Genomic DNA, 21,893 nt, shown 5'->3' on the forward strand with positions numbered 1-21,893 from the left:
AAAATGTCTGAAAATTTTCTTGCAGACGCCTTTATACGGTTAAAAGACTGTTAAAGATAGAGTTCCTAACATTTTTTAAGAAAACATTATAACCCTGATACCATTAGTTTTTTTAGATTTATGCACTGTTTTCAACTTGTGGAAATTAAATTAATATTTTAATGTGATTTGAGCTCCCTGATAGATTAGCTTTCAGGTATTAGTAATGCTCATATATGCTTTAGAGAGATGAAACGCCTAACCCTACTAGTATTACTTATAACATCCTTTGCCTTTTCTCAGAATGAAGAGAAGGACAAAGAGCAGCTAATAGCTACTAAAAAATCCAATGATTTGGTTTATGAAGCCAACCAACTCATGGGGACTGATGATTTTATAGCTGCCGAAAAAGAATATCGCAAGGCAATTTCCAAACAACCATCCTCAGTTGCAGGCACTTATAATTTAGGCAACTCCTATTACAAAAAAGGAAACTACGAAGAAGCCTTATACCGCCAACAACAAGCTGCAAAAAATGCAACTGAAAAATCGGAAAAACACAAAGCATTTCATAATATTGGAAACATTTTAATGAAAAACAAACAGTGCAAGGAGGCTGTTGAAGCTTATAAAAATGCTTTAAGGAATGATCCTACTGATGATGAAACGCGTTACAATCTCGGTTTAGCTAAAGAATGTGCTGAGCAGCAAAAAGATGATCAGCCAGACGAAAATCAAGATAAGGACAAAGAAAAGAACGACGACAATAAGGATAAAGACAAAGACAATAAAGACCAACAGGACCAGGATAACAAAGACAATAAAGACGATCAAAAAGATCAGGACAAAAAAGAAGGCGATGATAAGAAAGATGAAGGGAAACCTAAAGATGAAGAAGAAAAAGATAAAAACCAACAGCAAAAGCCACAGCCTGGAAAATTGTCTCCTCAACAAATAAAGAACTTATTGGAAGCCATGAATAATCAGGAACAGAAAGTTCAGGAAAAAATGAATGCCGATAAACAAAAAGGCGTCAAAGTTAAAACAGAAAAAGACTGGTAGATGGGTTTTTGATTGATAAATAATGATTAACGATTTAGGATCAATGAACATCATGAAGACAACTGATTTAGAAGATTGAATTACAGATTTTGCAATAGCATGAAGCGCTGAATCTTAAAAAGATTTTGTTCATAAATCGGGAATTTGTTTGAAGAAGTTGAGAGAAAGCTATAATCGCTTAAAAATTATCTCTCGTGCCAATCTATTTATTGGCCATAAAGAAAAAATCTCTAAGGTTTTAGATGAGAACAATTAACTAATTTCAATATTCATAACAAGTATTAAAACCTCTAAAAGCAATAATTCAAAAATTGTTAATCGTTGTTCGTTAATTTTTAATTTACATATGAAATTAAAAACATACATACTTTTATTTTTAATAGTCTTAAGTACTACGCTTGTATCTGCCCAAGTTAAATTTGAGGCAAAGGTCAGCAAAACGCAATTGGGTATTAATGAGCGCTTACGCGTAGATTTTGAAATGAACACGGATGGTGATAATTTCAATCCGCCGTCATTCGCTGATTTTACGGTGGTGGGTGGCCCAAATCAATCTGTTAGCCATTCGTGGATTAATGGTGTCCGCTCCTTTTCTAAAACTTATAGCTATTTTTTAGCCCCTAAAAAGACTGGATCGATAACCATCAATCAGGCCACCATAGAAATTGATGGAGAAATCTACAAAACATCACCAGTGACCGTTCAAATTACCACTGCCGTAAGTAGACCAAATGACCCTGATAATGTTGAAAATGTGGCGGATGATAATGTGCACCTGATTGCTGAAATTTCCAAAACCAATCCGTATTTGAATGAAGCGGTCACGGTAACCTATAAACTTTATGTTTCCGAGGATATTGGCGTGAGTAATTTTAGAGAAAAAAGCAATCCAAGGTATAATGATTTTTGGAGTCAAAATATCGATTTGAAAGGTACCCAAATTCAAAAAACTGAATTTAAAGGTCGTAGTTACCGCTATTTGGTGGTCCGGAAAACCGTATTGTATCCGCAAAAATCGGGTAAATTGGAAATTGAACCTTTAAGTTTAGACCTAACCGTTCAAGTTCCAACTAAAAAACGTGATTTTTTTGGTAGCGTACTTACGACAGAAGTTCATAAAACCGTTTCTGCCGGAAGTAAAACATTAACGGTGAAAGCGCTTCCTGAAAATGGAAAACCAGCTGACTTTTCTGGTGCTGTAGGTGATTTTAACTTCACATTGACCACCTCTAAAACCGACTTAAATGCCACCGAATCTTTACAGGCGCGTGTAGAAGTGACTGGAAAAGGGAATTTAAAGTTGTTTCAATTGCCAAAATTGACCATTCCTAGTGCATTGGAAGTTTACGAGCCAGAACATACTGAAAATATTAGAACGCTTTCTGAAGGGATGCAGGGGAGCATTGTAGATAATTATACTATTGTGCCGCAATACAAGGGTAAATATCCCATTCCAAATGTAGACTTTACATATTTTGATTTAAAATCAGAAACATATAAAACAATTTCTTCAGGACAATTAGTTGTCAATGTCCTTGACGGCCCTACCAATAATTCGAATTCTGATAGTCACATTGCAACAACTGGTGAGGGCAAACAGCGCGTGACCATGAACAATGACCAATTTGCTTTCGTGAAAAGCAAAGCTAACCTTGAACCAATTGAGTCTAAACCATTTTTCAATTCTAGCGCATACTGGAGCGCACTGCTGTTGCCACTTATGGCAATTCCGTTAGCAATGGTTTTTCGTAGGAAAAAAGCGCAACGTGCTGCTGATGTTACCGGAAATAAGATTCGCAAAGCAGATAGGCTTGCTAAAAAATATTTAGGATTTGCCAAAAAAGCCTTGGGTCAAAAAGAAGCATTTTATATCGCACTAGAAAAGGCACTTCATAATTATCTTAAAGCTAAGTTGCGCATTGAAACAAGCGATTTAAGTAAAGATCGCATTCAACAGTTACTCCTTAAACGAGGTGTTGATGCGGTTGTAGTTTCTGATTTTCTATCCATATTAGATAGTTGCGAATTGGCACGATATACACCATTCTCTGAAGTGACCATGCAGCATGATTATGATAAGGCAGCAAAGACCATTTCAGTTATTGACAAACAGATTAGGTAATATGAAGCATTTTGTTTACATACTGACGTTTTTAATTGGCAATTTAGGTTTTGCGCAAAATGAAGCCCTATTTGAGCAGGCTAACGATTTATATAACAAAGGTGATTTTGAGCAATCCATTTCAAAGTACGAAGCGATTCTTGAGGCTGGAGAACATTCAGCCGCCGTGTACTTTAATCTCGGAAATGCGCACTATAAACTGAACCATATTGCACCGAGCATCTATTATTACGAAAAAGCGCTCAAACTTGCTCCAAATGATAAGGAGATAAAGAATAATATCGCATTTGCCCGTAACATGACTATCGACGCCATTGAAAAGTCACCTGAACTAGGATTTGCCAAGTTTACGAAGAAGATCACCAATTGGCTTACCTTTGATAATTGGGCTATTGTCTCAATTGTGCTTATGTTACTTTTTGTGGTATGCTATCTGATATTTTATTTCACTTATGGGTCTGCAAAAAAACGAACGGCCTTTGTTGGTGCCATGTCCTTTTTAGTTCTTGCATGCTGTTCAGTAGCACTGGCATTTAATAATTATAACTTTGTTAAAAATGACCGTCCTGCCATTGTATTTGCTAAGGAAAGCCAAGTAAAAAGCGAACCTAATCTTAGAAGTCCAGAATCGTTTAAACTTCACGAGGGCACGAAAGTTCAAATTTTAGATACTGTAAACAACTGGAAAAAAATCAAACTTGCTGATGGCAAAACAGGTTGGATTGCAGCTGACGCCATTCGATCTATTTGATTTGAGAGCAGAGCGTTTATAAAGCATATAAATGCATTATTTTTAATTTGATAGTCTAAACTTTCATTTATGGTTTATTTGGGTACACAAACACAGTATTCTATAAGTATAGCTGTAATAATGGGAATATAACGATCAATAATATATTTTGGCGCTTCTTTTCGATTATAGTAGATGGAAAAATGAATAACTTTCAACATCTCAGAAAATCTTCAATATTTTGTAGAAAAAAGGACATTCTTTACTATTTTTGAGACGAGAAATTCTAAGAATAAACGAACTACAAATGGATGTAAAGAAGGTTTTTAAAAATAATGAAGCTTGGATAAAAGAAAAATTATCTAAAAACCCTGGCTACTTTGAAGAGTTGGGAAAAGGACAAAATCCAGAATTACTGTTTATTGGGTGCTCAGACAGTCGTGTAACGGCAGAAGAACTTATGGGCTTAGGTCCTGGAGAAGTTTTTGTGCATAGAAATATTGCCAATATGGTTATCAGCATAGACCTCAATGTGATGTCTGTGGTTAACTATGCTGTTAATCATTTAAAAGTTAAAGATGTGGTGGTTTGTGGCCATTATGAATGTGGTGGCGTAAAAGCGGCCATGCAATCAGAAGATTTAGGGATTCTGAATCCATGGTTACGTAATATTCGTGATGTATACCGCATTCATCGTAAAACATTAAACGCCATTCCAGATGAAAGTGAGCGTTATAATCGTCTTGTGGAATTAAATGTGCAGGAACAATGTGTCAATTTAATTAAAACAGCGGCCGTACAAAAAGCGAATCGAGACCGAGGGCTTGTAGTACACGGCTGGGTATTTGATGTACATTCAGGAAAACTTATCGATTTGAATATTGACTTTGATGGGTATCTAAAGGATATTATGGAAATTTACCATTTGGAGTAACCGCCCAATTTTAAACACTTACCATCTATTCAGCATAAGTTCAGGCCTCTAGAGTCTGATCTTCTTCTGTGGTTTCTTCCAATTCTTTCTTTTTATCCAGAATAATAGGAAAAATTGTAGGCACTAATGATTTTACAGGAGCATAAAGTACAGAATCTTCAATACTGGTTTCGTCAGTTAACGGAATAGCGCGATTCATACTATCAAACACATTTAAAATCACACTTAGTATGACGGCAATCTTTAAGGCACCAAAGATGGCCCCAAGAAGTTTATTTACAATCCCTAGGGCTGCAAAATCCGCAAGTTTGGTAAGTGCTTTCCCCGCAATAGCTATCACTAACACGATGATGAGAAAAGTAGCAGCAAACGCCATTATATTTACCGTTTTTTGATCCCACCCTGAATTCTCATCAATAAAGGTTGCCGCATAATTACTAAAATGAATGGCGCCGTAAACCCCAGCAACTAATGCTACAAGAGAGGCAATTTCAACAAAAAAACCTTTCATCAGACCGCGGACCAATCCAAATAGAATTAAGGCAATCAATACGATATCCAAAACACTCATATCTTACACAATTTCCTCAAATATAAGTTAACTTTGCGAGAAATTAATTTGAGTTGGGTTTTGATGTAAAAACACACTTAACTCAAAACTTGAAAAATTTAATTGTAAACCTAAACCTAGAGAGATGTCAAGAGACGAACAATTAAAACAACGTTGGGAACTCGTTGTAAAAAAACTATCAGATCAGTTTGCTGAAGGAGACCCTTTAGATTTGGACGCCATAATTTATTTAATTGGTGTTCAAGAATTGGGACAACTACATAAGAAGTTTAAAAAAGACCATAAATTAGATTTGATGCATATTGCCATTTGCCGTTTGCTAGAACCGTATGGCTATTATGAATTTGATTATTATGATGAAGATAAATGGCCACATTATAAAGTTAAAGAACAATTGCCACCCTTAAAAGCGGGAGAACAAAGTGTCTTGATGAAGGAGGCTATCGTCAATTATTTTGTAGAAGTAGATTTCATTCAATAATAGTTTACAAAATTTTATCCCGTTTAAACGATTTGGATAGAGCAAAAGAATCTTTAAATTAAACAAGAATTCAATTATAATCGCTAAGGTAAAATCCAAAAAAACAGTAAATTTGCCACTCATTTTTTGACTTATGATAGACAAGATAAAAGAACGTATTGCTGAAGCAGAAGCATTTAAAGCCCACACTAAAGAGGAAATCGAAGCTTTTCGAATTAAATTTTTAGGTAAGAAAGGTTTATTAAATGACTATTTTGCCGAATTCAAAAACGTCCCTAATGACCAGAAGAAAGAGTTTGGACAAATTATTAATAAGCTTAAAAGTACTGCTGAAGATAAGGTTAGCGCTTTAAAAGAAGAATTGGAAAGCAAGGAAGAAGTAAAGGGCATGTATGGCGACTTATCGCGCCCGGGAGAGCCTGTTGCAATTGGAGCACGCCACCCTATTTCTCTTGTCAAAAATCAAATTATTGATATCTTTTCTCGCATTGGTTTCAACGTCAGTGAAGGTCCCGAAATTGAAGATGATTGGCATAACTTTACCGCATTAAATTTACCAGAATACCATCCAGCACGCGACATGCAAGATACGTTCTTCATTCAAACTGATCCGGATATTTTATTGCGTACCCACACCAGTTCAGTGCAAGTGCGTTACATGGAAAATAACAAACCGCCTATACGGACCATTTCCCCTGGTCGCGTATACAGAAATGAAGCCATTTCATCACGTTCGCACTGTTTTTTCCACCAAGTGGAAGGCTTATATATTGATAAAGATGTGAGTTTTGCCGATTTAAAACAGACGCTTCAATATTTTACCACAGAGATGTTTGGTAAAAGTAAAATCCGCTTGCGTCCCTCATACTTTCCATTTACCGAGCCAAGTGCAGAAGTTGATGTGTATTGGGGCTTAGAAACAGAAATTGATCATCGCATCACCAAAGGAACAGGTTGGTTGGAAATTATGGGCTGCGGAATGGTAGACCCAAATGTTCTTGAAAATTGTGGGATTGACTCGAAAGTTTATTCTGGCTTTGCTTTCGGAATGGGTATTGATCGTATTGCGATGTTGTTGCACCAAATTGGCGACATCCGTTTATTAAGTGAAAACGACGTCAGATTTTTAGAACAGTTTAAATCAGCCTTATAAGATCTGATTTATAAAATATGAAACCGATAGTCCGCTATCGGTTTTTTTTATTTAACAATTCTTTAACTTCGATTGGTTCGGTTTGTTCCGAACCTGTTTTATCTTTGCACAAAATTATCTTACATGAGCAACAACGTACGTGATGAAAAACAAGTATTAGTTGAAAGACTAGGTGTGTTTATGGAGCAAAAGGAACAGTTTGCACCTGTGGCTGCACGTATTTTATCCTATATTGTTTTGACGGGTAAAATCGGGACCACGTTTGAAGATTTGGTGACGGACCTATGCGCCAGTAAAAGTACCATCTCTACCCATTTAAATCATTTAGCTGATTTAAAGAAAATCGTGTACTTCACTAAACCCGGAGATCGCAAGAAATATTACACTATAAACGAAGATTCCATAATTCAGAGCATAGATACCTTAATGGAATCGTGGATTGAACAAAAAGCCTTACATGAAGAAATTAGAGTTTATAAAAAAAAGGTCAATGCTAAGACCACAGATGGAAACGTAAAGTTTGAACTTGATTTTCATGATAACTACATTCAATTTTTAGATGAAGTCACACAATCCGTATCCACGTTGAGATCAAAATTAATAGAAAAAACCACAAAATTGTAATTAATGAGAACAATCAAACTCCCTTTAGTATTCGCTTTAAGTATCATAACGCTCTTTCTGAGTTGCGGAGATAAAGAACAAGCGCCACAAGGACCACAAGGCCCAATACCTTTTCAAGTTACCGTTATTCCTCAAAAAACGGTAACAGGCTATACTACCTACCCGACGAGTATAGAAGGGGTTAATAACAGTGAAGTGCGCGTAAAAATATCAGGTTACATTACAGATGTTTTGGTAGATGAAGGTCAAAGGGTACGAAAAGGACAAACGCTATTTAAGTTGGAAACACAATCTCTTAATCAGGATGCAGCAGCTGCAAAAGCTAACGTTAATGCAGCACAGGTAGAAGTTGACAAATTAAAACCTTTAGTAGAAAAAAATATTATTAGTGAAGTACAATTAGCAACGGCTAAAGCCAAGTTGCAACAAGCACAAAGTGCCTATAACAGTATTGGCGCGAATATAGGTTATGGCAATATTACCAGTCCAGTAGATGGGTATGTTGGCGCTATTAGACTCCGTAAAGGTTCTTTAGTTAGTCCTGCAAATCAAGAACCACTAACTACCGTTTCTGATATTAGTAACGTGTATGCCTATTTTTCAATGAATGAGAGAGACTATCTTGATTTTATTCAAAAAGCTGAGGGTAAAACCATTGAAGATAAGATTGAGAATCTTCCAAAAGTCACCTTGATCTTAGCTAATGGTACCGAATATGAAAAACAAGGGACTGTTGAAACCATAAACTCCCAAGTTAATGCGAATACCGGAACCATTTCCTTCCGTGCAATTTTTGACAATGAGGCTAGGCTATTAACCAACGGGAATAGCGGGAAAATTAGAGTTCCTAAAACCTATAAGGATGCAATTGTAGTTCCAAAAGAAGCTACTTATGAACGTCAGGGCAGTTATTATGTCTATAAACTAGCCGAAGATAACATGGCCGTTTCTACGCGCATTAACGTATTAGCTGATGTTGAGAATATGTATGTGCTTTCCGATGGTCTTACAAAAGGTGATAAAATAGTTGCCAAAGGTGTTGCTAAATTGAGAGGAGACTCTCAAATAAAACCTATGGAAATTCCTTTCGATAGTGTCGCTAAACCTATTGAAAAAATATTCAGATAATCAACCAAGATAAGAACTCATGTTAAAAATTTTTATAGACAGACCAGTCCTTTCTACGGTAATTTCCATTATCATCGTTATTTTAGGATTTCTAGGTCTTAGCACCTTACCAATAACGCAGTATCCTGATATTGCGCCCCCAACTATTACAGTAAACGCAACGTATCCTGGAGCCAATGCTGAAACGATATTACAGAGTGTCATTATTCCTATAGAAGAACAGATAAATGGTGTGGAAGGAATGACCTACATTACTTCTAGTGCATCCAATACCGGAACGGCTACTATTACTGTGTTTTTTGATCAGGATGTAGATCCGGATATTGCAGCTGTTAACGTACAAAACCGTGTTACAAGAGCCAATTCGCAATTGCCACAAGCGGTTTTACAAACTGGTGTAACCACTTCAAAACAGCAGACTAGTGCCTTAATGTTTATGTCGTTTTACAGTACTAATCCTGATTATGACGATACTTTTATACAAAACTACCTTAAAATCAATGTAATTCCAGAATTACAGAGGGTTAATGGCGTTGGTAATGTAAATGTTTTTGGGGCCAAAGATTATGCCATGCGAATCTGGTTAAAGCCTGATAAAATGGCGGCTTACGGTTTGATCCCTACTGATGTTACAGCAGCCTTACGTGAACAGAGTTTGGAAGCTGCAGCAGGTTCTTTAGGCGAAAATAACGGTGAGGCATTCAATTATGTCATTAAATATGGCGGACGTTTTAAAACGGAAGCCCAGTATAGCAATATTATAATCAAAGCATTAGGGAATGGACAATTCTTAAAATTATCAGACATCGCTGATATAGAACTGGGCGCTCAATCTTATGGTGGTGGTTCAATTACCAACGGTCTACCAGCGGTTAACATGGGTATTTTCCAAACTAAAGGCTCTAATGCAAGAGATATTATTATTGAAATTGAGAAAAAATTAGAGGACATAAAAGCTGAATTACCAAAAGGTATTGAAGTATTTGTGCCCTATAACACCAACGATTTCTTAAATGCCTCTATTGAAAAAGTGGTCCTCACTTTAGCAGAAGCTTTTTTACTCGTATTTGTAGTGGTTTTTATTTTCTTACAGGATTTTAGATCCACATTGATTCCTGCTATTGCAGTGCCAGTGTCGATTATTGGTACCTTTTTCTTTCTGAATCTTTTTGGCTATTCCATTAACCTCCTAACTCTTTTCGCGTTAGTATTGGCCATTGGTATTGTAGTAGATGATGCCATTGTCGTGGTAGAAGCCGTACACGCCAAAATTGATGAAGGCGAAACAGATCCTAAGAAGGCTACTGTAGAGGCCATGCATGATATTTCTGGAGCAATTATTTCTATCACCTTGGTCATGTCGGCCGTGTTTATTCCGGTAACCTTTATTTCGGGTCCTACAGGAGTGTTTTATGAGCAATTTGGTGTTACGCTAATTGTAGCCATCATTATTTCTGCTATTAATGCATTAACCTTAAGCCCTGCATTATGTGCCCTGTTCTTAAAAGGACATGATGATAAACATAGCAGTAAGAAAAAAGGATATCTCGGTCGGTTTTTCGATGGATTTAATAGAGGATTTGATGCTACGGTAACTAAATACGGAAAATCTGTTCATTTCTTATACAGAAACAAATGGATTACTGTAGTTATTTTAATTGTTTCTGTGGGTGCCATTATGTGGTCGTCTTCTGTACTTAAAACAGGCTTTGTACCTGATGAAGATAGAGGTATTGTATTCGTCAACGTAGAGCTTCCAGCAGGATCTTCAATTGATAGAACTGATCAGGTTAACAAAAACTTATATCAAAAATTAATGGAGATCCCTGGTGTAAAAGGAGGTTCCTTAATTAAAGGTAGTAGCTTCTTAGGAGGCGCTGGTAGCAACAACGGATTAGGATTTATCCGTTTGGACGATTTGAAGGATAGAGATTCAGAATCGCTTTCAGCAGAAAGTATTACTGCTAAAATGTTTGGTGTAGCGGCGCAGATTCCAGAAGCCAATATCATCTTTTTCTCCCCGCCAAGTATCCCTGGATTTGGAAACTCAGCTGGTGTAGAAGTTAATTTACTCGACCGTTCTGGTGGTAGCTTTACAGATCTTGATAAAGTAACACAGGAATTTATCGGAAAACTATCAGCACGTCCTGAAATACAATATGCACGATCCTCCTTTAACACCAATTATCCGCAATATGAGATTGAACTCAATGCGGAATTGGCTAAGGAATTAGGGGTGCCGATTAGTGATATTTTCTCAACCCTTCAAGGGTATATTGGAAGTATTTTTGCTGCCGATTTCTCTCGCTTTGGAAAACAATACCGTGTGTATGTACAAGCATTGCCTGAAGACCGTGCGAATGAAAGCGATTTAGGCAAACTTTATGTGCGCGCAAGCACTGGTGAGATGACCCCAATTACAACATTTGTCAACTTAAAAAGAGTGTATGGCCCGCAGTCAGTAACACGTTTTAACCTGTTCAACTCCGTAACCCTAAATGCGGCAGTAATGCCTGGATTTAGTTCTGGTGACGCCATTAAGGCTGTTGATGAAGTGTCTAAAACCTTGCCTGCCAACTACACTACTGCATATTCTGGTCTGACACGTGAGGAAGTGAACGCAGGAAACCAAACAACGACCATTTTTATATTGTCTTTGGTGTTTGTGTATTTCCTATTAGCCGCTCAATATGAAAGTTATCTCATTCCGCTATCGGTCCTTCTATCCTTACCATTAGGTGTGTTCGGTGCATATTTTGTTACCCAATTAGCAGGGTTGCAGAATAATATTTACTTCCAAATTGCGCTGATCATGTTGCTCGGGCTCTTGGCTAAAAATGCCATTTTAATTGTGGAGTTTGCCCTGCAGAGACGTCGTAATGGAGAATCCATTTTGATGGCCGCCGTAAATGGTGCAGAAGCACGTTTACGACCGATATTAATGACGTCGTTCGCGTTTATCCTAGGGTTGATGCCATTAGTATTTGCAGGCGGAGTAGGCGCTGGAGGAAACCGTTCCATTGGTACTGGAGCCGTTGGTGGATTATTGATAGGAACCGTATTTGGAGTGTTTGTCATTCCAATATTGTTCATCTTTTTCCAATGGCTACAGGAGAAAATTTCTGGAGCACCTCAACCAATCGTAGAACTTAAAGAAGACTCAAACTCATGATAGCAATTCTTAAAACCCGCACACTAAAGTATCTGGCCATGCTGACCGTTTCAGCATTTACCTTACAAAGTTGTTATGTTGCAAAAGACTATACGCGACCGAAACTAGATGAAATTGAACATTTGTATAGAACGGATGCCTTGCCCACTGACAGTCTTTCAATGTCTGATATGTCTTGGAAAGAATTGTTTAGCGATCCGTATTTGGTGCAATATATAGAACAAGGGCTTCAGAATAATATTGACATTCGCGTAGCAATTCAACAAGTACTGGCGGCAGAAGCTTATGTAAAACAAGGCAAAGCCGGATTTTTACCAACACTAAATGCCAATGCCAATGCGACAAGGTCTTATTTTTCAGATAACGGACAACAAGGCGCAGCGCGTAGTGGCAGTGGAAAAGATCATTATGATCAATTTCAGATCGGCGGAAATCTATCTTGGGAAGCAGATATCTGGGGAAAAATTAGAAGCAACAAACGCGCAATTGAAGCTGATTATTTAAGAACGGTAGCGGCACATCAAGCCGTTAAATCGCGCTTAATTGCAGATATCGCGGCAACCTATTACCAGCTATTGGCTTTAGATGCACAATTAGAAATCACAAAAAAAACTATAAGCGTCAGGGATAGTAGTGTCAGCACAATTAAAATCTTAAAAGATGCTGGTAATGTTACACAAGTTGCCGTAGACCAAAATATTGCGCAATATAACAGCGCTAGAGCATTGCAAGTCGATTTGGAAACCGCAATTTTTCAAACGGAAAACACCTTGAGTATTTTATTGGGACAACAACCCCAAAACTACGCAAGAAGTGGTTTAGAAGATCAGCACTTGCAATCTGATATCAAATTAGGGGTGCCATCAACACTATTGCGAAACCGCCCCGATGTTATTGCTGCGGAATACAATTTGGTGAGCGCTTTTGAAATGACCAATGTGGCGCGTAGCAATTTTTATCCATCATTAACCCTAACTGCTGGCGGTGGCCTTCAGAGTATGGAGTTGGATGAGTTATTTAGTACCAGTTCGTTATTTGCAAATATTGTAGGCGGATTGACACAACCGATTTTAAATCAGAGAAAAATCAGAACCCAAAAAGAAGTAGCTGAAGTACAACAAGAGCAAGCTTTGTTAGAATTTAAACGTTCGTTATTAATTGCAGGTAATGAGGTTTCAAATGCCCTATTTGCTTACAACCAAGAAACAAAGAAGTTCGAATATCGTCAATTGGAAGTTGAAGCCTTAAGAAACGCTGAAAACAATTCAATGGAATTATTGAAAAATGGCTTTGCCAATTATTTGGATTTATTGCTTTCAAGACAAAGCGCGCTTAACTCTGAATTAAATATGATTGACAGTAAATTAAAACAACTGCTCACTATTGTTGATTTATACGAAGCACTTGGTGGAGGTTGGAAATAAACAGCACTAATTACACATAACAAAATCGTCTTTTGGAAAGCTTTGTAGCAATTACAGAAGACGATTAAAAATATTAAATATTTGATTGATTTTAATCTTAATGATAAAACTTCAACATATATAGTATGTGCTTTAAATTGCAAGACATTCGCAACTAGATAGATCTTTCCTCATAAAATACTAACTTTGTACAATAATTTAAAACACACCCTTATGCACAGGGGTTTCTTATGAAAAAAGACATCGAAATTCCAAAAGTTGAAGGCGTTTATGTAGCGGTTGTAAATGAATACAATGACATTTACAAAACTCAAGATTGGAATGCCTATATTATTAATGACAAGGACGTCGATTTAGATGTGGTCCTCATTGTAACCAGTGGCTACTCCGACAAAAAAATGACCTCAATTTTTAGAAAAAAACTGGATGTGCTTCCTAAAAAAAGTTATGCTAAAATTGAGCTGATGCAAGAAGAGTTATTCGCTCTGAATAATGAATTTAAAGTCACCTTTTTTGAAGGTAACACCATGTTTGAAAAGACCTATCTCTTTAGAAAAAACACCATTAATAAGAAATCCTTACAATCCGTACCCTTAATGAAGGTTAAAGGCGTATTGGTTAAATAAAAAAAGTTCCTGAGTAGACAGGAACTTTTTTTATACACTATATTCAAGAGCTCATAAGCGCTCAAAACGTTTTCTTAATCCAACTTATCCGTTAGTTTCTCAAAAGTTCGCTTAGGATCCTTTCCTTCATATAAAATTTCATAAATGGCATTTATAATAGGAAGTTTATCTTTGGCTTCACTCTTTTTGGTGAGTTTGTAGGCACTTTTTGCCGCGTAATAACCTTCAGCCACCATATTCATCTCCATTTGTGCAGATTTTACGGTATAGCCCTTCCCTATCATATTTCCAAACATTCGATTTCGAGAAAACAATGAATAGCCTGTTACTAACAAATCTCCCAAATAGGCCGAATCGTTAATATTCCGTTTCATCTTATGTCGCCTTTTGATAAAACGTTTCATTTCACGGATAGCATTACTCATTAGCACGCTCTGAAAATTATCACCATAACCCAATCCATGTGCTATTCCGGCGGCGATGGCATAGATGTTCTTCAGCATAACGGCATATTCAATGCCTACAACATCATCACTCGTAGACGTTTTTATATAATTGCTAGATAATTTTTCAGCAATAGCCTTCGCTTTAGTTTCATCAGCGCAAGCAATAGTTAAATATGACAGACGCTCTAAAGCAACCTCTTCCGCATGACAAGGACCAGCAATGACCGCAGTATTTTCAAAAGGAACATTATACACATCATGAAAATGTTCGCCTACCAGTTTCCCTGTTTCTGGCATTATGCCTTTAACTGCTGATACAATTATTTTGTCTTTGACATCTACAGTCAACTTTAATAATTCATCATGAATAAAGGCGGAAGGAATTACAAAAATCAACACATCAGCATACGCTGCCATTTCATTGATATCATTACTCAACTTAAGTTGTGATGTGTTAAATTCTACGGAACTTAAATAGCTAGGATTGTGCTGCTCTTTTATCAAATGTTCCTTTATGTAAGCACTACGCATATACCAGCCCACTTCCACAAGATTTTCGCAAAGCATTTTCACAATGGCAGTTGCCCAACTTCCTGATCCAAAAACAGCATATTTTGTAGGTGTATCCATAAGTTTTATAATTAAAATGAAATCAAAAATACATAAAATTAAGTGTTATTCCATTTCAAACCCACTAGGTCATGGCGTTTTGGCACGTGTTTTGAAAACCATCACATTATAATCTTAAAATTGTGGGCTAAGAATGAAATACAAACCTATTTCATTTTCAGGCAGTAAGCAGTTTAACTGCGACTTGCGATAGCAATAGTTTAAACTTATGCAATGCAGCCCGAAATTTTAAATAAAATTGAACAGATGAAAGCTATAAAATTACTATTCGGATTTGCCCTTGTCGCAATTCTATTTACCTCATGTAATAAAGAAACCATATACGAAGAACCTCCTATTTCTCTCAATCAACTGTTAGGATCTTATGACTTATGGTACGTAGATATCAATCAGACTTCAGGTTACGGGGAAACCCCATTTTTACAGATCGCGTTTACTTTGTCCTTTAAAAACGGCATTTTATACGCAAACAATAACTTGGTAGGATTTGGTCCCAATGGTCAAGGTAATGGTTTAGGGATAGACGTTGGCGAGTATGATGCCTACGATATGGTTTTAGATGTTTATCATGATATTGACGGACACCAAACATTCGATATTTATCAAGTGGATTATGATACTATTGAACTATATAATCCAAATAACGACACATCCTACTTTTTACATGGATACCAAAAATCTACATTTGACTATGATTTTGTATTTTATGACAACATCCACTACTTCTTGCAAGAATATAGTGCTTGGGAGAAATCATTTACGAGCCAAAAAGGTGCTATAAATGAATTTGATAACGAACAATTTTTGCAGTTTTTATCAGGGGGCAATGATTCTGAATTTAGAAGCTCACAAGATCAAAGTGGTACTCATCCAGATAACATTTATTGGGATTATACAGGCGTATACGGTGTAGGTGATGTATCAGGAAATACGCACCTTAAAACATTAACATTAGATTATGATTATTTTGACAATGAATTCTTCGAGTTGAGCGTTATTAATGATCAAGAGATAGAATTATATCACGCCAATTCAGGAACAACCTACGAATTTATTGGCAGAGGTTACATTCAATATATGAAAAACGCGGAAGCGAAACCTTCTGGAGATTCAAGCAGCAAAAGTGGTCGCGAAGCACAGAAAAAGCGCAAGCAGAAAACCGCAAAAAAAGATAACCCTAGGGTAAATAATAGAAGCTAAATTTTGGTTGGTTATTTAGCTTTTTGCAACGCTCATCTGATGTATTTCAGATGAGCGTTCTTTTTTTAACAATATATTGACAAGTCACACAACAGATTTTCAATTACTTATTGTAAATTACCTATTCAATTATAATTTTAATCTTAAAAACTTGATTTAATATGGGACTATTTTCATTTATTAAAAATGCGGGCGCCAAAGTATTTGGCGTAGGTAAAACCGATGCTGAAGAAAAGGCTGAAGCACATGCAAAAGCTGCGGCAGACGAATTAAAAGCTGAAGAAGCAGGAGCTCGAAAACTAGAACAGACTATTAGAGATTTACAACTTAATGTAGAGAATTTAAAAGTGCAGGTAGACAATGATATGGCCACCGTTTCAGGTAAGGCACACGATCAATCTACTAAAGAAAAGGTCGTATTGGTTATTGGCAACACCAACGGTATTGCCTCAGTCGATGATCAAATGACGGTTGACCATGTCGAACCAGAAGCGCGCTTTCATACCGTGGTTAAAGGTGACACGCTTGGTAAAATTGCAAAACAATATTATGGCAACGCCATGAAATATCCATTAATATTTGATGCCAACAAACCAATGTTATCAGATCCTGATAAAATATATCCGGGACAAGTACTCCGTATTCCAAGTTTGGAATAAGAGAAAAAAAAAGACTGTTTTAAAACAGCCTCTTTTTTTTATAGGGTTTTTAAAACCGTTTTCAATTCTTCCAAAGAATGTGGTTTTGCTACAATCTTTTTATCCTTATCCAATACAAAATAGGTTGGCGTTAACTCAATGCCATACACACCTGTAATAGGATTGTTCCATTTCTCCAACCCTAATACATGAATGAAATTTGGATAATTGGCAATTTCTTTTTTCCAATTGGCTTCATTGTCTTCCAAACCATAGGCCACAACTTGCACTTTATTGTTAGTCATAGTGGTAACAAAATCTCTCACCTGAGGTAGTTCTGACAAACAATGTGAACATTCACTACTCCAAAAAATCAATACATAATGTTCAGCCTTGCTCAATCCATGAAGGGATGTGTTTACCTTCTTGCCCTTTTGGTCTAAGGTAATAGGAAAATCTTTAGCAACAGTTCCTATGGCCGTATTCTTAAAGACAACCAATTGCGCCGCAAGCATATCGTTTTTTTCATTGTTCGCAAGCTCTAATAAATAAGTGTCCGTAATGTAATTGGCAACGTTAGATTCCTCTAGTTTTACCATATTATTCCACACCGCTTGCAACAAAACCATTTTGATCTCTGAGTTATCGGCTCCAATATAATTGACCAGACCATCAATTTGTTGCTTGTAAAATTCTTCGGTCGGATTGGCGGACATTCCGAAAACATAGGCCATTACCCTATCGGACAAAAACTCCGAACTCTGCAGCAACGGATTACTGAAATCAACATGCTTTAAGTATGTGTTTTTCAAATTTGTGGAATAAGTTGCCACATCTTCGTAGGATACCGGTATGTAGGGCTTATTGGCGGCTATAAAGACAGATACCATGGTGTTTTTTGAGGCTAGCTCAAAAGCGTCTTGTGTCTCTTGTAAGGTTTTAAATATATCTCTAAATGCCGCTTCATCGTCACTATCTTGACTGTAAAAGTTGCTGATTGCACGGTTTATCATTTCAATGCTGTTAGTGTAAGACGCCCACAATTTATTCTCGTTAGATTCTTTAAACTCTAGGCCTTCTGTTAAGCTAAAATCTAAAATCACATCTTCTTTGCCGTTATAAATCAAATCAAAATTATGATCTTGTTGTGGTACACCATAAACTATTTTATAAATCCCGGTAGTGCTAGTGCTATCCAACTGAATTTTAAAACGGCCATTTTCATCCACTTTTGCACGGTCTATATAAACAGCTCCTGTTGGATTGGATTTATAAACAAAGGCATAAGTAAATTCATTGGCTGGCGAAAATGTGCCTTGTATGCTGTGCTGTGCCATTAAGAGTGATGGCATAAGTGCCAATGCTAACATTATTTTTTTCATGGGAACTCAGTATTATTTTAACTATCAATGTGGTCCAATAATCAAGCCACAATAGGTTGTAACACCGCCAAGGCTTGTTTTACGGTTTTTACCTGATCAAAAGTAAGTAATAAACGCAAACCTGTTCGGGTTTGTTTTTCTTTCATTTTAGCAATATTCGGACGGGTCTGAATATATTGCAATACACGGGTAAAGCCATTGCTTTGATAAAAAGCACTGTTTTGATCATTGATAAAATAACCAATCATTTTGCCGTGTTTCATGATCACTTTTTCCAAACCGATTTTTGTGGCAATCCATTTAATGCGCACACTGTTCAACAAATCAACCACTTGTTTTGGCATTTCTCCAAAACGGTCAATCAAGTCGTTCTCAAATTTTTGAAGTTCTTCCTCGGTTTTGATCTCGTTCAATTTGGTGTATAAATTTAAGCGCTCCGTGATATTGTTTACATAATCATCCGGAAATAACAGTTCAAAATCGGTATCAATCGTGATGTCCTTTACGTATTCTTTTTCTACTTGATCATCATGGTACAAATCTCTAAACTCATTTTCCTTCAATTCTTCAATGGCCTCATTTAAGATTTTCTGATACGTATCAAAACCAATATCGTTGATAAATCCGCTTTGCTCGCCTCCCAATAAATCGCCCGCACCTCTAATCTCCAAATCTTTCATGGCAATATTAAAACCACTGCCCAACTCTGTAAATTGTTCTAATGCGGTTATTCGTTTTCGGGCATCATCTGTCATGGCCGAATATTCTGGAGTGATGAAATAGCAAAATGCCTTCTTATTGCTCCGCCCTACACGACCCCGCATCTGATGCAGATCGCTCAATCCGAAATTGTTCGCGTTATTGATAAAAATGGTGTTGGCATTGGAGACGTCTAAGCCACTTTCCACAATGGTGGTGCTGACCAACACATCAAATTCACTGTTCATAAAACCGAGCATTAACTGCTCCAGTTTTTTACCGTCCAATTGCCCATGGCCAATGCCAATTTTTGCATCAGGCACCAAACGTTGAATCATGCCGGCTACTTCCTTGATGTTTTCTATCCGGTTATGGATAAAAAATACTTGGCCCCCACGCTGAATTTCATAGGTAATCGCATCTCGAATAACTTCTTCACTAAACCTAATAACATGACTTTCTATAGGGTATCTGTTTGGTGGTGGTGTGGTAATGACGGACAAGTCGCGCGCGGCCATCAAACTAAATTGCAAAGTTCTAGGAATAGGAGTGGCGGTTAAGGTCAACACATCAACATTATCTTTAAGTGTCTTTAGTTTTTCTTTAACGGCGACACCAAATTTTTGTTCTTCATCAACAATCAGCAAACCTAAATCTTTAAACTTTACATTTTTGTTGACCAATTGGTGGGTACCGATGATGATGTCTACATTACCACTTTCAAGTCGCTCCAAAGTATCGCGCTTCTCTTTAGCCGTTCTAAATCGGTTTAAATAATCGACAGTTACCGGAAAATCCTTTAGGCGCTCCGTAAATGTTCTAAAATGTTGGTAGGCCAAAATGGTGGTGGGTACCAAAACTGCCACTTGTTTACCGTTATCAACAGCTTTAAACGCTGCTCTGATGGCGACTTCTGTTTTACCAAATCCAACATCACCACAAACCAAACGGTCCATAGGACGCTCGCTTTCCATATCTTTCTTAATATCGGCGGTAGCAGTGCTTTGGTCAGGTGTATCTTCATAAATGAAGGAGGCTTCCAACTCCAATTGCATCGTACTGTCTGGATGGTATTGGTAACCTTTTTCGAGCTTCCGCTTAGCATAGACCTGAATCAAATTAAAAGCAATCTCCTTAACCCTTGTTTTGGTTTTTTGTTTTAAAACCTTCCAAGCATTACTTCCAAGTTTATAGACCTTTGGTGGTTTTCCATCTTTACCGTTAAATTTGGTGATTTTATGCAACGAGTGAATGCTCAAATACAGCACATCACGTTCGCCATAAATCAATTTTATGGCTTCTTGTTTTTTACCTTCAACATCAATTTTTTGAAGCCCACCAAAACGACCGATGCCGTGATCTATATGGGTTACATAATCGCCAATATCGAGTTTGGTAAGTTCTTGAAGCGTAATGGCTTGTTTTTTTGCATAACCATTTTTAAGATGAAATTTATGATAGCGTTCAAAAATTTGATGGTCTGTATAACAGACTATTTTATTAGCATGATCAACAAATCCTTGAAACAAGGACAATACTATAGTTTTATAATGGACACCCTGTTCTAAAGCCCGATGGCGTTCTGTACTAGCATCTTCAAAAATATCATGAAAACGTTTGGCTTGCTGCTCGCTAACACAAGCAATATAATTGGTGTAACCTTTATCGTGAAACCTGTTTAAATCTTCAATCAATAAATCAAATTGCTTATTAAAAGAGGGCTGTGGCGCCGTATGAAATTCAATAGTTTGTGTGCCTAGTACCGTAACTGTACCGAATTCAACCAAGGTAAAATCGAGCAGTTGTCGCTTCAGTAAAGCAGAACTACAAAATAATTCTTCTGGAGATGCATGCTTAATCTCAGAAGATAAAGTTTTAAAGGCTTCTTCAGCTTTCCCAAAAAAATCATCGATTCTTGAAAAAAGCAAATCGGCATTCTTAGTAAAAATGACGGTTTTGGCAGCGATATATTTTAGAAAACTCTCTCTGTTTTCGTTTAAAAACTTGTTTTCTACATTAGGGATAACGTTGATTTTTTTAATTTTCTCAGTAGATAATTGCGTTTCAACATCAAAAGTCCGAATACTGTCCACCTCATCCCCAAAAAATTCAATACGGTAGGGTTCATCATGCGAAAACGAAAAAACATCTACAATCCCACCACGCACTGAAAACTCGCCAGGCTCAGTCACAAAATCCACACGTTTAAACTGATATTCAAATAGCACTTCGTTTACAAAATCGATGGAAAGTGTATCATTGACCGAAATTTTAAGGGTATTCCGTTCTAGCTCTTTCCTTGTCACCACTTTTTCAAAAAGAGCATCTGGATAGGTAACAATAATCGCAGGTTTTTTTCGCGAATTAATTCGGTTTAAAACCTCTGCGCGTAAGAGCACGTTGGCATTGTCAGTTTCTTCAATTTGATATGGGCGGCGGTAGCTCCCAGGATAAAACAGAACATCTTTATCATTAAGTAGTAATTCAAGATCATTAAGATAAAATGCTGCCTCCTCTTTATCATTAAAAACAAGCAAAAATGGCTGATCTGCGGTTTTAAAAACCTCTGTGATAACAAAGCTGAGTGACGACCCAACTAGACCTTTTAAATGTGTCTTACTTTGACTTATGGCAATAGCAGCTTGCAGATTTTGTGTTTGCAAAGTCTGTGCATAAGATTGCGAGAGATGTGACTTACTCAAGAAAATTTATTTTGAACAAAGATAAAGTTTAGATTTTAAATGGAAGTTATTGAAATTGTGAATTTCATCTTAAATATTCTCATTTTAATGTGGGTTTTAAAAATGATTCAACTGCCTTCCAACAATTGTATCAGTGCAGGAAAATCAGCATTTTTCATACCAATTTATATTTCAATAATGAAAAAAATAT

At 36.8% G+C, this 21,893-nt stretch carries 17 protein-coding genes; 13 read left to right on the forward strand and 4 right to left on the reverse strand.

Going from position 1 to position 21,893, the window contains the following annotated elements; genetic code table 11:
- Nucleotides 1–228 precede the first annotated feature (228 nt).
- From BXY82_RS03490 to BXY82_RS03505, 4 genes are all read left to right on the forward strand, one after another.
- Complete coding sequence (locus tag BXY82_RS03490) at nt 229–1,041, forward strand: tetratricopeptide repeat protein (RefSeq protein WP_133756782.1); 813 nt, start codon at nt 229–231, stop codon at nt 1,039–1,041.
- Between the two features lie 346 nt (nt 1,042–1,387).
- A complete protein-coding gene (locus BXY82_RS03495; RefSeq protein ID WP_133756783.1) occupies nt 1,388–3,163 on the forward strand; it encodes a BatD family protein in 1,776 nt (591 codons plus the stop codon).
- A 1-nt stretch (nt 3,164) separates the two neighbouring features.
- Nucleotides 3,165–3,914 (forward strand): tetratricopeptide repeat protein, encoded by a 750-nt coding sequence (locus BXY82_RS03500; protein ID WP_133756784.1) that lies wholly within the window; start codon nt 3,165–3,167, stop codon nt 3,912–3,914.
- A 286-nt stretch (nt 3,915–4,200) separates the two neighbouring features.
- Nucleotides 4,201–4,827, forward strand: a complete 627-nt coding sequence (locus tag BXY82_RS03505) for a carbonic anhydrase (RefSeq protein ID WP_133756785.1) — start codon at nt 4,201–4,203, stop codon at nt 4,825–4,827.
- Nucleotides 4,828–4,867: 40 nt separating this feature from the next.
- Here BXY82_RS03505 and BXY82_RS03510 read toward each other — a convergent pair whose 3' ends face one another.
- Nucleotides 4,868–5,398, reverse strand: a complete 531-nt coding sequence (locus BXY82_RS03510; RefSeq protein ID WP_133756786.1) for a CvpA family protein — start codon at nt 5,396–5,398, stop codon at nt 4,868–4,870.
- 124 nt (nt 5,399–5,522) lie between these two features.
- Here BXY82_RS03510 and BXY82_RS03515 point away from each other — a divergent pair, with 124 nt between their 5' ends.
- The 7 genes from BXY82_RS03515 to BXY82_RS03545 all read left to right on the forward strand — a co-directional run bounded on the left by BXY82_RS03515 (nt 5,523) and on the right by BXY82_RS03545 (nt 14,006).
- Entirely contained in the window at nt 5,523–5,879 is a 357-nt protein-coding gene (locus BXY82_RS03515; RefSeq protein WP_133756787.1) for a hypothetical protein, read from the forward strand.
- A 133-nt stretch (nt 5,880–6,012) separates the two neighbouring features.
- Entirely contained in the window at nt 6,013–7,032 is a 1,020-nt protein-coding gene (gene pheS / locus BXY82_RS03520; protein WP_133756788.1) for a phenylalanine--tRNA ligase subunit alpha, read from the forward strand.
- 123 nt (nt 7,033–7,155) lie between these two features.
- Nucleotides 7,156–7,656 carry a GbsR/MarR family transcriptional regulator gene (locus tag BXY82_RS03525; RefSeq protein ID WP_133756789.1) on the forward strand — a complete coding sequence of 167 codons (501 nt, stop codon included), beginning with the start codon at nt 7,156–7,158 and terminating at the stop codon, nt 7,654–7,656.
- 3 nt (nt 7,657–7,659) lie between these two features.
- Nucleotides 7,660–8,784 carry an efflux RND transporter periplasmic adaptor subunit gene (locus tag BXY82_RS03530; protein ID WP_133756790.1) on the forward strand — a complete coding sequence of 375 codons (1,125 nt, stop codon included), beginning with the start codon at nt 7,660–7,662 and terminating at the stop codon, nt 8,782–8,784.
- A 19-nt stretch (nt 8,785–8,803) separates the two neighbouring features.
- The gene (locus BXY82_RS03535; protein WP_133756791.1) at nt 8,804–11,956 is read left to right on the forward strand and encodes an efflux RND transporter permease subunit; all 3,153 of its coding nucleotides are present in this window, start codon (nt 8,804–8,806) and stop codon (nt 11,954–11,956) included.
- Nucleotides 11,953–13,380, forward strand: coding sequence for an efflux transporter outer membrane subunit (locus tag BXY82_RS03540; RefSeq protein WP_133756792.1), 1,428 nt, complete (start codon nt 11,953–11,955; stop codon nt 13,378–13,380). The genes BXY82_RS03535 and BXY82_RS03540 overlap by 4 nt, the downstream gene beginning before the upstream one ends.
- A gap of 230 nt (nt 13,381–13,610) precedes the next feature.
- On the forward strand, nt 13,611–14,006 hold the full coding sequence (locus tag BXY82_RS03545) for a hypothetical protein (protein ID WP_133756793.1): 396 nt from the start codon (nt 13,611–13,613) through the stop codon (nt 14,004–14,006).
- A 74-nt stretch (nt 14,007–14,080) separates the two neighbouring features.
- On the opposite strand, the gene BXY82_RS03550 is transcribed toward BXY82_RS03545, so the two are convergent.
- Complete coding sequence (locus BXY82_RS03550; RefSeq protein ID WP_133756794.1) at nt 14,081–15,082, reverse strand: NAD(P)H-dependent glycerol-3-phosphate dehydrogenase; 1,002 nt, start codon at nt 15,080–15,082, stop codon at nt 14,081–14,083.
- A 246-nt stretch (nt 15,083–15,328) separates the two neighbouring features.
- Between BXY82_RS03550 and BXY82_RS03555 the strand changes: the two genes are divergently transcribed.
- Together BXY82_RS03555 and lysM are read left to right on the forward strand one after the other, a co-directional pair.
- The gene (locus tag BXY82_RS03555; protein ID WP_133756795.1) at nt 15,329–16,282 is read left to right on the forward strand and encodes a nicotinic acid mononucleotide adenyltransferase; all 954 of its coding nucleotides are present in this window, start codon (nt 15,329–15,331) and stop codon (nt 16,280–16,282) included.
- 161 nt (nt 16,283–16,443) lie between these two features.
- On the forward strand, nt 16,444–16,941 hold the full coding sequence (gene lysM, locus BXY82_RS03560) for a peptidoglycan-binding protein LysM (RefSeq protein ID WP_133756796.1): 498 nt from the start codon (nt 16,444–16,446) through the stop codon (nt 16,939–16,941).
- Between the two features lie 38 nt (nt 16,942–16,979).
- Here the strand turns inward: lysM and BXY82_RS03565 are convergent, their stop codons facing one another.
- Nucleotides 16,980–18,302, reverse strand: coding sequence for a TlpA family protein disulfide reductase (locus tag BXY82_RS03565; RefSeq protein ID WP_133756797.1), 1,323 nt, complete (start codon nt 18,300–18,302; stop codon nt 16,980–16,982).
- 41 nt (nt 18,303–18,343) lie between these two features.
- Nucleotides 18,344–21,703 (reverse strand): transcription-repair coupling factor, encoded by a 3,360-nt coding sequence (mfd, locus tag BXY82_RS03570; RefSeq protein WP_133756798.1) that lies wholly within the window; start codon nt 21,701–21,703, stop codon nt 18,344–18,346.
- Nucleotides 21,704–21,893 lie beyond the last annotated feature (190 nt).

Origin of the sequence: Gelidibacter sediminis, from assembly GCF_004364975.1 — a bacterium.
Lineage (GTDB): Bacteria > Bacteroidota > Bacteroidia > Flavobacteriales > Flavobacteriaceae > Gelidibacter > Gelidibacter sediminis.

Excerpts from the sequence above, each read along its gene's own strand:
- BXY82_RS03490 (WP_133756782.1), top strand. The coding sequence starts at position 229 with ATGAAACGCCTAACCCTACTAGTATTACTTATAACATCCTTTGCCTTT.
- BXY82_RS03510 (WP_133756786.1), bottom strand. The coding sequence starts at position 5,398 with ATGAGTGTTTTGGATATCGTATTGATTGCCTTAATTCTATTTGGATTG.
- BXY82_RS03530 (WP_133756790.1), top strand. The coding sequence starts at position 7,660 with ATGAGAACAATCAAACTCCCTTTAGTATTCGCTTTAAGTATCATAACG.
- pheS (WP_133756788.1), top strand. The coding sequence starts at position 6,013 with ATGATAGACAAGATAAAAGAACGTATTGCTGAAGCAGAAGCATTTAAA.
- BXY82_RS03565 (WP_133756797.1), bottom strand. The coding sequence starts at position 18,302 with ATGAAAAAAATAATGTTAGCATTGGCACTTATGCCATCACTCTTAATG.
- BXY82_RS03555 (WP_133756795.1), top strand. The coding sequence starts at position 15,329 with ATGAAAGCTATAAAATTACTATTCGGATTTGCCCTTGTCGCAATTCTA.
- BXY82_RS03540 (WP_133756792.1), top strand. The coding sequence starts at position 11,953 with ATGATAGCAATTCTTAAAACCCGCACACTAAAGTATCTGGCCATGCTG.
- BXY82_RS03550 (WP_133756794.1), bottom strand. The coding sequence starts at position 15,082 with ATGGATACACCTACAAAATATGCTGTTTTTGGATCAGGAAGTTGGGCA.
- BXY82_RS03500 (WP_133756784.1), top strand. The coding sequence starts at position 3,165 with ATGAAGCATTTTGTTTACATACTGACGTTTTTAATTGGCAATTTAGGT.
- BXY82_RS03505 (WP_133756785.1), top strand. The coding sequence starts at position 4,201 with ATGGATGTAAAGAAGGTTTTTAAAAATAATGAAGCTTGGATAAAAGAA.
- lysM (WP_133756796.1), top strand. The coding sequence starts at position 16,444 with ATGGGACTATTTTCATTTATTAAAAATGCGGGCGCCAAAGTATTTGGC.
- BXY82_RS03515 (WP_133756787.1), top strand. The coding sequence starts at position 5,523 with ATGTCAAGAGACGAACAATTAAAACAACGTTGGGAACTCGTTGTAAAA.
- BXY82_RS03545 (WP_133756793.1), top strand. The coding sequence starts at position 13,611 with ATGAAAAAAGACATCGAAATTCCAAAAGTTGAAGGCGTTTATGTAGCG.
- BXY82_RS03525 (WP_133756789.1), top strand. The coding sequence starts at position 7,156 with ATGAGCAACAACGTACGTGATGAAAAACAAGTATTAGTTGAAAGACTA.
- BXY82_RS03535 (WP_133756791.1), top strand. The coding sequence starts at position 8,804 with ATGTTAAAAATTTTTATAGACAGACCAGTCCTTTCTACGGTAATTTCC.
- BXY82_RS03495 (WP_133756783.1), top strand. The coding sequence starts at position 1,388 with ATGAAATTAAAAACATACATACTTTTATTTTTAATAGTCTTAAGTACT.